Genomic DNA, 14,200 nt, shown 5'->3' with positions numbered 1-14,200 from the left:
ACGCACTGGGCGTGACCGTCCGGAGGCCCGGTGCCGGTCCGGCGGACCGGCACCGGGCCTCCAGGCGGTTCAGCCCACGATCGCGGCGGTGCGCCGGTAGAGCGCGTCGGTCTGCGCCGTCACGTCCGCGTGGACGCCGCGCAGGGCGTCGTACACCGCGGCGTGCTCGGCTCGCGGCGTGGTCCGGTCACGCTCGACGACCATCGCCCGGGTGGCCGCGTCGAACGACGGGTGCACCCCGGTCGCGACGGCAGCGCAGATCGCCGCGCCACGTCCGGCGGCGCTGTCGCCGACGACCCGGATCGACGGCAGCTGGAAGACGTCCGCCATCACCTGCATCATCAGGTCCGAACTCGACCCGCCGCCCGACACGACGACCCGTCGGAACCGGATGCCGAGCTCGTCGGCCATCGCGTCGGCGCGCTCGCGCATGGTCATCGCGATGCCCTCGAGGATCGAGCGGTACACGTGCGCACGGCCGTGCCGGGCGTCGAAGCCGAGGATGCTCCCCTTGCGGAAGGTCGCGTCCGACGGCGCCAGCCAGTCGAGCACCGTCAGCAGGCCGTCGGACCCGGCCGGGACGGCAGCGGCCTCGCGGTTGAGCAGGTCCTCGACCCGTTCGCCCGCGGCAGCGGCCTCGGCCTCGGTGCCGGCGCCGAGCAGGTCCCGGAACCAGCTGACCGTCCACATGCCCCGCCGGATGCCGCCGCTCTCGTACAGGTACCGGCCGGGCTCCGACCCGAAGTTCGCCCAGAACGAGGACGAGTCCGCGGTGTCGTGGTCGCCGACGGACATGCCGGCGATGTACGTGCCGAGCGACACGAGCAGCGTCGCGGGGTCGCGGAGGCCGCAGCCGAGTGCCTCGACGGCCTTGTCGTTCGCGGTGGCGACGACCGGCAGGCCGACGGGGAGGCCCGTGGCCGCTGCCGCAGCAGCGGTCACGGTGCCCAGGACCGTGCCCGGATCGACCAGTTCGAACAGCTGGTCCGGACGCATGCCGGTGCGGGCATACGCATCCGGATCGGTGGACCAGCGCCACGTGCCGGTGTCGATCGGCCACATGCCCTGGTGGTTCGCGGCGGTGTCCCGGAACGTCCCGGTCAGGCGGTGGCCGATGTACCCGGACGACGTCGTCACCCAGGCGACGTCGTCGTGCTCGGCGACGAAGGGCTGCTCGACGCGGGCGTCCATCCAGCTGAGCACGGGCTGCGCCAGGGACCCGTCGGCACGGAGCATCGCCCGGCAGAACCGGATGGTGCACAGGCCGACACCGGCGATGTCGGCCGGGTCCCCGGTGAAGGCGTCCATCGCGATCCGGCACGCGGCGGCGATGGATTCCCACAGGTCGTCGTCCGGGTGTTCGACGACGCCCGGCACCGGGGTGTGGTTCGGCCGGAGCGGCACACGCCCCTCGGCGACGACGACACCGTGTTCGTCGACGACCGAGACCTTGGACGACTGCGAGCCGTTGTCGATGCCGACCAGGTACCGGGTCACGGGCGCGACGCCACGAAGGTGGTGTCCGGGTCGGCGGCGGCCGGCTGGATGGCACCGGCCGCGGGGAAGATCGTGCCCTTGTTCATGATGCCCTTCGGGTCGAACTGCGCCTTGAGCCCCTGCATGATCGCGAACGCGGAGCCGTGCTCCTCTTCCACCCACGGCGTGCGGTACTTGCCGACACCGTGATGGTGGACCATCGAGCCGCCGTGGCGCAGCGCCTCTTCGACGATGATCGCGTTGAGCGGGATGTGGTACTTCTCGATCTCCTGCTCCGGCTCGCAGTTGATCACGTAGTCGTAGACGAAGTACATGTTCGTGCCGGTCTGGTAGCTGTGCGACGAGTGCCCGCCGAGCATGGTCAGGTCGTCGGCGTGCGGGTACTCGGTGCGGATGCGGTGCATGACCGCGTCGTAGACGTCCGCGACGGCCGACCAGTCCGCCGAGATCTCGGTCGTGTACCCGAGGCGTCCCTCGGTGAGCATGACCTGCTTCTCGGCGTCGATCTTGTCCTGGCCCCAGTTCAGGTCGTCGAACCAGGCCTGGATGAGCGCCGGGTCGACCGGCTCGTGCGGGTGCTGGGCGATGACGCGGTCGATCTCGGCGCTGGTGGCGTCGACGATGCCCTTCGGCCCCTCGGCGACGAAGACGACCACGCACTTGCCCTGCGAGAAGTGCGCGAAGTGCTGGTTGGCGTCCTCGGGCGAGTACAGCCGGACGACCGACGGGTGGAAGCCGTTCGTGATGACCTCGCGCAGGATCGCGATGCCCGTGCGCAGGTCGTCGACGAGCGCGCCGTGGAAGGTGTTGTTCTCGGGCTGGTACTTGAAGACCTTGACGGTGACCTCGGTGATGACGCAGAGCGCGCCCTCGTTGCCGATGACCACGTGGCGGATGTCCGGGCCGGCCGACCGACGGGGAACGGCCTTGATGCGCCGGACGGCGCCGCCGGGGAACACGGCCTCGAGTCCGACGACCATGTCCTCGATCGCGCCGTACAGGGTCGAGAACTGCCCGATCGAGCGAGTGGCCACCAGGCCGCCGTACTGGGCGAGCGGCTTGGACTGCGGCGAGTGCCCGGTGGTCAGGCCGCGCTCGCGCAGCGCGTCCTCCAACCGCTGCAACGGCACGCCGGCCTGCACCGTGACCTGCATGTTCTCCTCGTCGATGCGCAGGACGGCGTCCATCCGCGAGCAGTCGAGCACGATCGTGTCGACGACGCTGGTCTCGAGTCCGCCCTCGGTGCCGGTGCGGCCGGTGCGCGGGACGATGTTGACCAGGGCGTCGTTCGCGAACGCCAGCACGGCGGCGACGTCCTCGGTGGACTCGGCGTTGACGATCGCGACGGGCAGCGGGGCGTCGTGGATGCCGTGCACGGACTGGTACTTCTTGAAGCGGTCGACGCTGGCGTCTGCCAGGTGCTGCTCGTCGGTGTCGATCTGCTCGGGGCGGACGATCGTGGCGAGCTGGGCCAGGATCTCGGAGCGGTCGAGGGTGGCGATCGAGTCGATCATGGGGTGCCTTTCGTTGCGGGCTGGCGGGTCGGGAGAGGTCGAGGAGGGCGGTGGCGGTGGCGGGTCAGCGCACCAGGTAGCCGCCGTCGACGGTCAGGGTGTGGCCGTTGACGTAGTCCGATGCCGGCGAGGCCAGGAACACCGTCGCGCCCATCAGGTCGGCGAGCTCGCCCCAGCGGCCGGCGGGGATGTGGTCGAGGACGCGCTGGTTCGTCGTCGGGTCGGACCGTGTGGCCTGGGTGATCGCGGTCGCGAAGTACCCCGGGGCGATGGCGTTCACCTGCACCCCGTGCTGGGCGAGCTCGTCGCAGTACGCCTTGGTGAAGCCGACGATGCCGTGCTTGGTCGCCGCGTACGCCGGGGACCACTGGCCGCCCAGGAAGGCGAACAGCGACGCGATGTTGATGATCTTGCCGGAGCCCTGCGCCGCGAAGTGCTGGGACACGGCGTGGCCGAGGGCGAACGGGGCCGTGAGGTTGACGGCGACCATCGGGTCCCACTCCTCGCGGCCGAAGGCGTCGACGGTCGCGAGCTTGCAGATGCCCGCGGAGTTGACGAGCACGTCGATCCCGCCCATCCGCTGCAGGCAGGTGTCGACGATGCGGGCAGGAGCGTCGGCGGCGGTCAGGTCGATCTCGAGGAACTCGTAGCGGCGCCCCTCGGCCTCGACCAGCGCGCGGGTCGTGCCGTCGTCGTCGAGCACGCTCGGCACGAACACGTCGGCGCCGGCCTTGGCCAGGGCGAGCGTGAACGCCTGTCCCAGTCCGGAGTTGCCGCCGGTGACGATCGCGGTGCGGCCGGCGAGGGAGAACAGGTCGAGCGAGAAGTCGCGGATGTCCATGTGGGGTCCTTTCGGTGGAGCGGGCGGTGCAGGTGGAGCGGGCGGTGCAGGTCGAGCGGGCGCTGCAGGTCGAGCGGGCGCTGCAGGTCGAGCGGGGTCAGGCGGGGACGGCGTCGGGAGCGGTCGGGGTCGGGCGCCGGGCCAGGTCCCGCTGGCGGACGCGCATCGTGAGGGTGGTCAGGACGAGGCCGATGACGGCCGCGCCGACCAGCACGGCGAACATCGCGGTGTACCCGCCGCCCTGCTGCGGCACGTCGCTGGCAGGGTCACCGGCCCACCATGCGCCGATCGCCGGCAGGAACGCGTCAGGCAGGTAGGCGATCCCCGATGCCAGGCCGATCACGCCGCCGCGCTGGACGAGCGGGACCTCGACCTCGCCGACCTGGGCCCAGTAGACGCCGCGCGAGGTGAAGACCGCCAGGCACAGGACGACCATCAGCGCGATCGCGACCCACACCAGGGCGGGCGACTGCGGCAGGAGGACGAAGCCGAGCGCACCGGCACCGGCCACGACGAAGGCCCAGCGCAGGAAGGCGGGCGAGGACTTCGTCCAGCGGTCGACGAGCACGCCGCCGACCGGACCGCCGACGATCTGGAACACGTAGCTGCGCACGACGCCGATCACACCGAGCAGCGCGACGGGCACCGCGTAGCCGTCCTGCAGCAGCGGCGTCAGGTAGCCGAGCAGCGTGTAGAACGCGTGCATCATCATGATCGAGCAGCCGATCAGCCACGTGTACTTGTTGCGGGCCGCGGCACCGAGCTCACGGAGCGTGACGGTCTGCCGGGCGACACCGTCGAGCGCCGAGCGGTCGGTCCGCACCACCACGAGCACGAGCACCGCGAACACCAGGCAGAGCACGCCGTAGATCCGCATGACGTCCAGCACGCCGCTGGTGCTGGCGATCGCCGCGGCCACGATGCCCGCGCCGACGAACCCGACGATCGTCGACGTCACGCCGCGGATCCCCTCGAGGAAGCCGAACAGCTTGCCCTGCTCGTCGGCCGAGCCGAGCATCGAGACGAGCTTGACCAGCGAGGACCAGTACAGCCCCATCCCGAGCACGGCCATCAGCACGTGGGCGACCACGACGCCGCCGGCACTCGGGACGGTCGCCAGCCAGAGGTCGACCACGCCCGTGCCGCCGAGGGCGACGACGATGAGCGCCTTGGGCGGGAACCGGTCGGCGAACCAGCCGCCGCAGAAGTACATCACCACGGCGACGGCGCCGAAGATGCTGGTCACCTCGCCGTAGCGCTGGATGGTCAGGCCGAGTGCGTGTGCGGTGTCTGCCAGGAAGACGAAGCGGAGGTACGCCACCTGGAAGACGACACCACCGGTCATGGACAGGACGATGAAGCTCGTCAGTCTGCGGGACTTCGACAAGGCCACTCCTTCGTGGGCGGGCGGGGTCTGGTGGGTGGTGGGGTGCACCCCGGGCACGAAAAAAGAACAGCCGACACCCCAGCGTCGTGCGCTGTGGGTGTCGCTGTTCTCTGGTGTCTGGAGCGACTGCCGTCGGGTGAGGACGGCCGATGTTCGATTGTCGATGCATCCGACATACCGGATGCTGGGCAGCACGCTACCCGGTCGGTGAGCGCTTCCACAACTCAGGTGGCGCCCGGTCGCCGGACGTGCATAATGATCTGGCTCGGAATGTGAACGTGCACATGGGCGTGCCACGGCCCCGAGCGGGAAACGAGAACCAATGTCGTCGACGCGGACACAGCCACCGCGGTCGCCCAGCATCCGCGACGTCGCGCGGGTGGCCGGGGTGTCGCACCAGACGGTGTCGCGCGTGCTGAACAACTCCGACGCCATCCGCGCCGAGACCCGCGACAAGGTGCTGGCCGCGATGGAGCAGCTGCAGTACCGGCCGAACCGTGCCGCGCGGGCGCTGGTCACCAGCCGGACGCGCACGATCGGCGTCCTGACGGCCCAGCGCTCCCACTACGGACCCGCCGTCACGATGCAGGCGATCGAGGACGCCGCCGTCGGACGCGGCTACTCGATCACGACCGCGAACATCGCCGAGCCGACGGACACCGCAGTGCGCGACGGGCTGGGGCACCTGCTCGACCAGGACGTCGAGGGGCTCATCGTCATCGCACCGCAGCAGCGGGTGTTCGACCTGATCGAGGAGCTCGGGGTCCGCACGCCCTACGTCACCCTGCGCTCGAGCGTCAACGAGGACCCGACGGCGCTGTGGGTCGACCAGATGGAGGGCGCCCGCCTGGCGACGGCGCACCTGCTCGACCTGGGCCACGAGTACGTCCGGCACATCGCCGGACCCCAGGACTGGATCGAGGCCGACGCACGGATGCAGGGGTTCCTGCGCGAGATGTCCGACCGCGACAAGCCCGTGCAGCCCCCGATCCTGGGTGACTGGACGGCGGACTTCGGCTACCACGCCGGACGCGAACTGCTGCGGTACCGGGACTGCACGGCCGTGTTCTGCTCGAACGACGCGATGGCGCTCGGGGTGGTGCACGCGGCACGGTCGTACGGGCTCGACGTCCCCGGGGACCTGTCGGTCGTGGGCTACGACGACATCCCCGAGGCCAAGCACTTCTGGCCGCCGCTCACCACCGTGCAGGTCGACTTCGCGGACCTCGGCCGACGGTGCGTCGACCTGCTGCTGCCGGACGGCGACGACGAGCTGCGCCCGGTCGAGATCGTCCCGCAGCTGGTGGTCCGCGCGTCCACGAGCGCACCCCGACACCGCGGCTGAGCCCCAGGCTGCCGGGTCGGTCGGATCGCGCGTCCTCCGCCGCACGGGTGGTCGGATCGCGCGTGGTGACCGGGGAGTTCCGACCGCCAACGCGCGATTCGACGTCCTGCGCGCGGATCGGCACGGGGATCGGCGCGGCAGACCGCAGGGCGGGTCAGCGCTTGTCCGGGGAACGCGACCGGGTGGCGGACGGGAGGGCCGGTGCCAGCCCGCACCGTGCCTCCCGTCCGATCCGCGCCACGCCGGGGCAGGGCCCCACCTCGGGGGACACCGAGCGTCCGCCGCCTCGCGGACATGCGGACCGTTACCGAAACGCGACCAATCCGAATTGACACCGGCGACGACGCCATGCGTAGTATTACCTCCGTTCCAGCCGATGTGACCGTTCACATCACGTCACACGGGCTGGGGCACCGGACCCGACAACGAAGTCCGACACAGCACCCTGTGCCCCTTCGTTGCCGCAGCAGGACCACACGAAGGACTGCCGCATCGCAGCGGCAGAAGGAGATGCACTGTGGCGTCAAACCCGATCGACACCGGACTTCAGACCCGGTCGATCACCGCACCCGAGACCATCCTCGAGATGCGGTCGATCACCAAGGAGTTCCCTGGTGTCAAGGCACTGTCCGAGGTGTCGCTCAACGTCCGCGCCGGCGAGATCCACGCGATCTGCGGCGAGAACGGTGCCGGCAAGTCGACCCTGATGAAGGTCCTGTCCGGCGTCTACCCGTTCGGCACCTACGACGGCGAGATCGTCTTCGAGGGCGAAGAGATGCGCTTCTCGAACATCAAGCAGTCCGAGCAGGCCGGCATCGTCATCATCCACCAGGAGCTGGCGCTCATCCCGGAGCTCTCGATCACCGAGAACCTGTTCCTGGGCAACGAGCCGAGCCGCTTCGGTGCGATCGACTGGACCGCCGCGCAGCTGCGTGCGCAGGACCTGCTCGCCCGCGTCGGCCTGCGGGACGACCCGGACACGCAGATCAAGAACATCGGCGTCGGCAAGCAGCAGCTCGTGGAGATCGCGAAGGCGCTGCACAAGGACGTCAAGCTGCTCATCCTCGACGAGCCCACCGCGGCCCTGAACGAGAACGACTCGCAGCACCTGCTCGACCTGATCGTCGGGTTGAAGGCCAAGGGCATCTCCAGCATCATCATCAGCCACAAGCTCAACGAGATCGAGCAGATCGCGGACGAGATCACGATCATCCGCGACGGCAAGACCATCGAGACGCTCAACGTCAAGGCGGACGGCGTCAACGAGGACCGGATCATCCGCGGGATGGTCGGCCGCTCGCTCGAGTCCCGGTTCCCGGACCGCACGCCGAAGATCGGCGACACGTTCTTCGAGGTCCGCGACTGGACCGTGCAGCACCCGCTCGACTCGAGCCGCCTGGTCTGCAAGGGCTCGAACTTCCACGTCAAGCGTGGCGAGATCGTCGGCTTCGCCGGGCTGATGGGCGCGGGTCGCACCGAGCTCGCGATGAGCCTGTTCGGGCACTCGTACGGCACGTTCCTGGGCGGCACCATCCTCAAGGACGGGCGCGAGATCAAGGTCAACACCGTCCAGCAGGCCATCGACGCCGGCATCGGGTACGTCTCCGAGGACCGCAAGGCGCTCGGCCTGAACCTGCTCGACACCGTGAAGCGCTCGACCGTCGCGGCCGACCTGAAGAAGATCTCCAAGGGCGGCGTCGTCGACTCGCTCGAGGAGTACTCGGTCGCCGAGAAGTACCGCAAGATGCTCCGCACCAAGGTGCCCACGGTGGAAGAGAACGTCGGCAAGCTCTCCGGCGGGAACCAGCAGAAGGTCGTCCTGTCGAAGTGGATGTTCACCGACCCCGACCTGCTCATCCTCGACGAGCCCACCCGCGGCATCGACGTCGGCGCCAAGTTCGAGATCTACGGCATCATCCAGCAGCTCGCGGCCGAGGGGAAGGGCATCATCCTGATCTCGTCCGAGCTCCCCGAACTGCTCGGGCTGTCCGACCGCATCTACACCATCTTCGAAGGTCAGATCACCGCTGACCTGCCGGCCGACCAGGCCGATCCCGAATCGCTCATGCGCAGCATGACCTCCGCGCGGAAGGGCGCCACCGTCTCATGAACAAACTGAAACTGCTGTTCGGCAAGGGCAACAGCATCGGCCAGTACGGCATGATCATCGCGCTCATCGTGCTGCTGATCTTCTTCTCGATCACCACCCAGGGCCTGATCCTGCAGCCCACCAACGTGATCAACCTGTTCCTGCAGTACTCGTACATCCTGATCCTGGCGCTCGGCATGGTCATGGTGATCATCGCCGGACACATCGACCTGTCGGTCGGTTCGGTCGCGGCGGTCGTCGGCATCATCGTGGCGCAGTCCATCGCGGTGTGGCACTTCCCGGTCTGGACGGCGATCATCCTCGGCCTGGCCGTCGGTGCCGTCATCGGCGCCTGGCAGGGCTTCTGGGTCGCCTTCGTCCGCGTCCCGGCGTTCATCGTGACGCTGGCCGGCCAGCTGATCTTCCGTGGTGTCAACCAGATCATCGGCAACTCGACGTCGGTCCCCGTGCCGGACAGCTTCACCCCGATCGGCGCCGGCTTCCTCGGCGACTTCGGACCGGACTTCGGCTACTCGAACGGCACCCTGCTGCTCGGCCTGGTGACGATCGCAGCGCTCATCATCATCGAGGCCCGCGGCCGTGCCCGTCGCCGCAAGATGCAGGCAGAGGTCCCGCCGCTGTGGGTCTCCGTCGTCCGCACCGGCATCCTGGTCGCCGTGACGCTCGTCGCCACGTACCTGTTCGGCGCCGGCCCCGTGGGCACCTCGGTCCCGATCGTCGCGATCATCCTGGGCGTGCTGACGATCATCTACGGCTTCGTCACGAAGAACACGATCTTCGGTCGCCAGGTCTACGCCGTCGGTGGCAACTCCAGCGCCGCCGTCCTGTCCGGTGTCTCGGCCAAGAAGGTCAACTTCTTCGTCATGATGAACATGTCCGTCCTGGCCGCCGTCGCCGGCATGGTGTTCGTCGCCTACTCCGGTGCCTCTGGTCCCGCTGACGGCACCGGCTGGGAACTCGACGCGATCGCCGCCGTGTTCGTCGGTGGTGCAGCGGTCGCCGGTGGTGTCGGCACGATCTCCGGTTCGATCATCGGTGGTCTCGTGATGGCCCTGCTGTCGAACGGCCTGCAGCTGATGGGCCTGGAGTCCAACAAGGTGCAGATCATCCGCGGTCTGGTCCTGCTGGTCGCCGTCGCCTTCGACGTCTACTCGAAGTCGCAGGGACGCCCGTCCCTGATCGGCGGCATGCTCCGGCAGTTCCAGCGGAAGGACACCGAGCAGAACACGGTGGCCGCCCAGCAGCCGCGGTCCATCGAGGACCAGCCCGAGAAGGTCACCCTCCCCTAGCCCACCCATCCCCACAGCGGGGCCTCGGCCCCACCCCTCCTCAACGAAGAGAAAGCAATCACATGCGCAAGAAGATCGTCGCCGGCCTCAGCCTGGCGCTCATCGCGGGCCTCGCCCTCAGCGGCTGCTCGTCGCGTGGCTCGGACTCCGGCAGCGGTTCCTCCACCGCGACCATCAAGAAGGGCGACCTGATCGGTGTCGCACTGCCCGCGAAGACCTCGCAGAACTGGGTCCTCGCTGGTGCCGCGTTCAAGAAGTCGATCGAGGACGCCGGCTTCAAGGCCGACATCCAGTACGCCAACGCCGGCAGCCCCGTCCCGGACCAGCAGTCGCAGATCTCGGGCATGATCACCAAGGGTGCGAAGGCCGTCATCATCGGTGCCGCCGATGGTTCGCAGCTCACCTCGCAGGTCAAGTCGGCGAAGTCCTCGGGCGCCGTCGTCATCGCCTGGGACCGCAACATCCTGAACACCAAGAACGTCGACTACTACGTCGCGTTCAACAACTACAAGGTCGGCCAGCTGCAGGCCCAGGCACTGCTCAAGGGCCTGAAGGAGAAGAAGGGCGACGGACCGTACAACGTCGAGCTCTTCGCCGGTTCGGCCGACGACGCCAACGCCACCGTGTTCTTCAACGGTGCGATGAACGTCCTGCAGCCGAAGATCGACGACGGCACCATCAAGGTCGTCTCGGGTCAGACCACCTTCCAGAAGGTGCAGACCAAGGGCTGGCTCGCGCAGAACGCCCAGTCGCGCATGACCGACCTGATCTCGCAGTACTACACGGGTGACACCAAGCTCGACGGCGTCCTGTCGCCGAACGACACCCTGGCCCGCGCCGTCCTCACCGCGACCAAGGCCGCCGGCAAGGACAACCCCGTCGTGACCGGTCAGGACTCGGAGACCGCTTCGATCCCGCTGATCATGCAGGGCACGCAGTACTCGACGATCTACAAGAACACCACGGAAGAGGCCCAGGCGGCCGTCGACCTGGTCTCGACCCTGGCCAAGGGCGACAAGCCCGACACCAAGATCGACAAGACCAACAACTACAACGGTGTGAAGACGGTGCCGGCCATCGAGCTGACCCCGATCCTCGTCACCAAGGACAACGCCGTCGAGGCCTACAAGGGCAACTCGACCCTCGAGGACCTCGCCAAGCAGGGCTGATCCTCAGCACGACCCGACAGGGCCCCGTCCGCGTGAGCGGACGGGGCCCTGTCCTCGTTGCGGCTGGCGGAGCCGGCGAGACTCGGCCCGGCGGACACAACGCGGCCACCGGACGGCGCAACCTGTCCGCCGAGCCGAGACTCGGCTGCGGCGCGAGCGCACGCCGAACGGGAGGCGCGTGGCTGGCTGGCACCGGGCCTCCCGTCCGTCACGGTGCGCGCTGGCGGCGGGGCCGCTGCCCCGAGTCTCGGCCCGGCGGACACAACGCGGCCACCGGACGGCGCAACCTGTCCGCCGAGCCGAGACTCGGCAGTGGCTGGCGCCGTCCGTCAGCGGCTCCGCACCGCGTGGCGGGCGCGCAGGCGGCGCGCTGCCGCGCACAGGTGCGGGACGTCCACTCGGGCAGTCCCGAGCACCACCGCGGGCGTGGTGTCGAAGTAGCGGCGCGTGAGCCGCTCCCCCAGCAGCGAGACGCGCGACCAGGGGATGTCCGGCTCGGCAGCCGTGACCGCGACGGGGAGCATCCGCACGGCCTCGCCGATCTCGACCAGGCGCATCCGCACGGCGTCGTAGACCAGGTCGTCGGGCAGCGCCGGGTCGGACACGTACCGGGCGATCACCCCGCACGCCCGGATGACGTCGTCCAGGCGGTCGCCGAGCTCGCGGTTCACAGCGGGACCGCCGACGCGACGACGTCCTCGCTCATCCCGTCCGCGACCACGACGTCGACGCGGACCCCGAGGACGTGCTCGGCCGCGTCCTGGATCCGCATGAGCGCGAAGATCCCGTGCTCGGGCTGCAGGTCGACCATCAGGTCGACGTCACTGTCGGGGCCGTCCTCGCCCCGCGCGACGCTGCCGAACAGCCGCGGGTTCGACCCGCCGAGTTCGTGGACCAGGTCCACCAGCTGCTCGCGGTGTCGGTGCACGCGCTCGAGCAGGGACGGCCCCTCGGCGACGGGCTCCAGGTCGATCACCGTCAGGAAGCCCGCGGCCAGCAGCAGCCGCTGCAGTGCTGCCAGAGAGGGTTCGCGGCGACCGTTCTCGTAGGTGCTGATGACGCTCTGCGTGACGCCGGCACGGTGCGCGAGCTGGACCTGCGTCAACTCGGCGCGCAGGCGGGCGTCACGGATGAGTTCGGCCGCGGACGGTCGTTGGACGGGCCGTGGCAGGACTGCGGACATGGCGCCACGATACACAACATGCAACATGTTTTGTCGGATTGCGACCGCTCGTTCTACCCCGCCGGTGACCGCGGGCGCGGATCAGTCCCGCTGGGACACGTCCGCGCGGTGGAAGTTCTGCGCCGACCGCGACGGGGTCGGGCCGCGCTGCCCCTGGTAGCGCGACTGGTACTCGGCCGAGCCGTAGGGCTTGTCGGCGGGGCTCGAGAGCTGGAAGAAGCACAGCTGCCCGATCTTCATGCCCGGCCAGAGCTTGATCGGCAGCGTCGCCACGTTGCTCAGCTCGAGCGTGACGTGCCCGGTGAAGCCCGGGTCGATGAAGCCCGCCGTCGAGTGTGTGAGGAGCCCGAGGCGGCCGAGGGAGCTCTTGCCCTCGAGTCGCGCGGCGATGTCGTCCGGCAGCGTCACGACCTCGTACGTCGACCCGAGGACGAACTCGCCGGGGTGCAGCACGAACGCCTCGTCCGGGTCGGTCTCCACCAGCCGGGTCAGGTCGGGCTGGTCGATCGCCGGGTCGATGTGGGGGTACTTGTGGTTGTCGAACAGCCGGAAGTACTTGTCGAGACGGACGTCGATGCTCGACGGCTGGATGAGCGCCGCGTCATGGGGATCGAGGCCGATCCGGCCGGCGGCGAGCTGGGCGGTGATGTCGCGGTCGGAGAGGAGCACGCAACGGATCCTAGCGGCGGCGGCCGGTCCACCGATATGCTGCTCGGCTGCCCGCGCACCGTGCACGGCCAGCGGGAGGAACCGATCGTGTACCGCGTCACCGAACTCGACGTGCCCGCCACCATGACCGACGACCCGGCGAAGGTCCGGGCGTTCCGCGAGTGGGTGGACGTGTCCAACCGCTCCGAGATCGCGGTGCACGGCCTGGCGGAGCTGGCCTGGAAGGCCGAGGAGCAACTCCCCCAGCAGCACGACCCCGATGCCCCGAGCCGGCTGTTCCTGGTGCGTGACGAGCACGACACCGCGGTCGCCGCCGGCTCGTACGACTCCAAGACAGCGCCGGGGACGACCAACTGCTGGGTCTCGATCGGCGTCGACCCGGACCACCGTCGGCGTGGCGTCGGGACGCTGCTCGCCGACCACTTGGAGGGCATCGCCCGGGCCGAGGGACGCACGCAGTGGAAGACCTACGCCGTCTCACGGCAGGTCGGTCCGGCATCGGGCTCCGGGTTCGTGCAGGCCCCCACGGGCTTCGGCGCCGTGCCCGCGGACGAGGCCGGCGTGTGTTTCCTGACCGGACGTGGGTGGCACTTCGGCCAGGTGAACCGGATCAGTCGTCTGGCGCTGCCCGCGGACCCGACGCAGATCGGTCGGATCCGCGCCGAGGCCTCCGCGGCCGCAGGTGCGCAGTACCGCGTGCACACCTGGACGGGCGCGACCCCGGCGCGGTGGGAAGCCGACATCGCGGTGCTCGAGACCCGGATGAGCACCGACGCTCCGCAGGGTGGCATGGACGAGCCCGAGGACGTCTGGACCGTGGAACGCCTGCGGGAGCGCGAGGCCCAGCAGCTGACGGCGCCGCGGACGATGCTCACGATCGCCGTCGAGGACGTCGAGAGCACCACCCTGGCCGGTTTCAGTCAGCTCGCCGTGCCGCACGACGACACGCAGCCGGTGTTCCAGTGGGACACGCTGGTCCTGCGCGAGCACCGGGGACACCGACTCGGGTGGCTGCTCAAGGTCGTCGGGATCGAGACCGTCGAGCGCGACCACCCCGGGCACCCGTCCATCGTCACGTTCAACGCCGAGGAGAACCGGCCGATGCTCGACGTCAACGAGGCGGTCGGGTTCGTCGGCGTCGGCAGCGAAGGCGTCTGGGAGCGCCGCGTCGACGTCCCTGCCCTGTAGCGTCGGAC

At 69.4% G+C, this 14,200-nt stretch carries 12 protein-coding genes; 5 read left to right on the top strand and 7 right to left on the bottom strand.

Translation table 11 applies throughout. From position 1 onward, the window contains the following. Nucleotides 1–69: 69 nt before the first annotated feature. From ACLBWP_RS09050 to ACLBWP_RS09035, 4 genes are all read right to left on the bottom strand, one after another. On the bottom strand, nucleotides 70–1,497 hold the full coding sequence (locus ACLBWP_RS09050) for an FGGY-family carbohydrate kinase (RefSeq protein WP_447654910.1): 1,428 nt from the start codon (nucleotides 1,495–1,497) through the stop codon (nucleotides 70–72). Next, on the bottom strand, nucleotides 1,494–3,011 hold the full coding sequence (locus ACLBWP_RS09045; protein ID WP_447654909.1) for an FAD-binding oxidoreductase: 1,518 nt from the start codon (nucleotides 3,009–3,011) through the stop codon (nucleotides 1,494–1,496). The genes ACLBWP_RS09050 and ACLBWP_RS09045 overlap by 4 nt, the downstream gene beginning before the upstream one ends. A 64-nt stretch (nucleotides 3,012–3,075) precedes the next feature. After that, entirely contained in the window at nucleotides 3,076–3,852 is a 777-nt protein-coding gene (locus ACLBWP_RS09040; protein WP_447654908.1) for an SDR family NAD(P)-dependent oxidoreductase, read from the bottom strand. Nucleotides 3,853–3,949: 97 nt separating this feature from the next. Continuing rightward, nucleotides 3,950–5,239 (bottom strand): MFS transporter, encoded by a 1,290-nt coding sequence (locus tag ACLBWP_RS09035; RefSeq protein ID WP_447654907.1) that lies wholly within the window; start codon nucleotides 5,237–5,239, stop codon nucleotides 3,950–3,952. 322 nt (nucleotides 5,240–5,561) lie between these two features. On the opposite strand from ACLBWP_RS09035, the gene ACLBWP_RS09030 reads away from it, so the two are divergent. The 4 genes from ACLBWP_RS09030 to ACLBWP_RS09015 all read left to right on the top strand — a co-directional run bounded on the left by ACLBWP_RS09030 (nucleotide 5,562) and on the right by ACLBWP_RS09015 (nucleotide 11,152). Continuing rightward, on the top strand, nucleotides 5,562–6,584 hold the full coding sequence (locus tag ACLBWP_RS09030) for a LacI family DNA-binding transcriptional regulator (protein WP_243562219.1): 1,023 nt from the start codon (nucleotides 5,562–5,564) through the stop codon (nucleotides 6,582–6,584). Between the two features lie 586 nt (nucleotides 6,585–7,170). After that, nucleotides 7,171–8,694, top strand: a complete 1,524-nt coding sequence (mmsA, locus tag ACLBWP_RS09025) for a multiple monosaccharide ABC transporter ATP-binding protein (protein ID WP_243562418.1) — start codon at nucleotides 7,171–7,173, stop codon at nucleotides 8,692–8,694. Beyond that, nucleotides 8,691–9,983, top strand: coding sequence for a multiple monosaccharide ABC transporter permease (gene mmsB / locus ACLBWP_RS09020; protein WP_243562218.1), 1,293 nt, complete (start codon nucleotides 8,691–8,693; stop codon nucleotides 9,981–9,983). The genes mmsA and mmsB overlap by 4 nt, the downstream gene beginning before the upstream one ends. A 62-nt stretch (nucleotides 9,984–10,045) precedes the next feature. Beyond that, complete coding sequence (locus ACLBWP_RS09015) at nucleotides 10,046–11,152, top strand: substrate-binding domain-containing protein (protein ID WP_447654906.1); 1,107 nt, start codon at nucleotides 10,046–10,048, stop codon at nucleotides 11,150–11,152. Between the two features lie 329 nt (nucleotides 11,153–11,481). Here the strand turns inward: ACLBWP_RS09015 and ACLBWP_RS09010 are convergent, their stop codons facing one another. The 3 genes from ACLBWP_RS09010 to dcd form a co-directional block, all read right to left on the bottom strand. Further along, nucleotides 11,482–11,823 (bottom strand): HepT-like ribonuclease domain-containing protein, encoded by a 342-nt coding sequence (locus tag ACLBWP_RS09010; RefSeq protein WP_447654905.1) that lies wholly within the window; start codon nucleotides 11,821–11,823, stop codon nucleotides 11,482–11,484. After that, a complete protein-coding gene (locus ACLBWP_RS09005) occupies nucleotides 11,820–12,335 on the bottom strand; it encodes a helix-turn-helix domain-containing protein (protein ID WP_447654904.1) in 516 nt (171 codons plus the stop codon). Before ACLBWP_RS09005 ends, ACLBWP_RS09010 begins: the two co-directional genes overlap by 4 nt. A gap of 81 nt (nucleotides 12,336–12,416) precedes the next feature. Beyond that, nucleotides 12,417–13,004 (bottom strand): dCTP deaminase, encoded by a 588-nt coding sequence (dcd, locus tag ACLBWP_RS09000; protein ID WP_243562214.1) that lies wholly within the window; start codon nucleotides 13,002–13,004, stop codon nucleotides 12,417–12,419. A gap of 87 nt (nucleotides 13,005–13,091) precedes the next feature. Here dcd and ACLBWP_RS08995 point away from each other — a divergent pair, with 87 nt between their 5' ends. Beyond that, nucleotides 13,092–14,192, top strand: coding sequence for an N-acetyltransferase family protein (locus tag ACLBWP_RS08995; RefSeq protein WP_447654902.1), 1,101 nt, complete (start codon nucleotides 13,092–13,094; stop codon nucleotides 14,190–14,192). Nucleotides 14,193–14,200: the final 8 nt, after the last annotated feature.

It is taken from the genome of Microbacterium sp. M1A1_1b (assembly GCF_053345565.1).
This window is presented reverse-complemented; position numbering and strand designations above follow the sequence as displayed.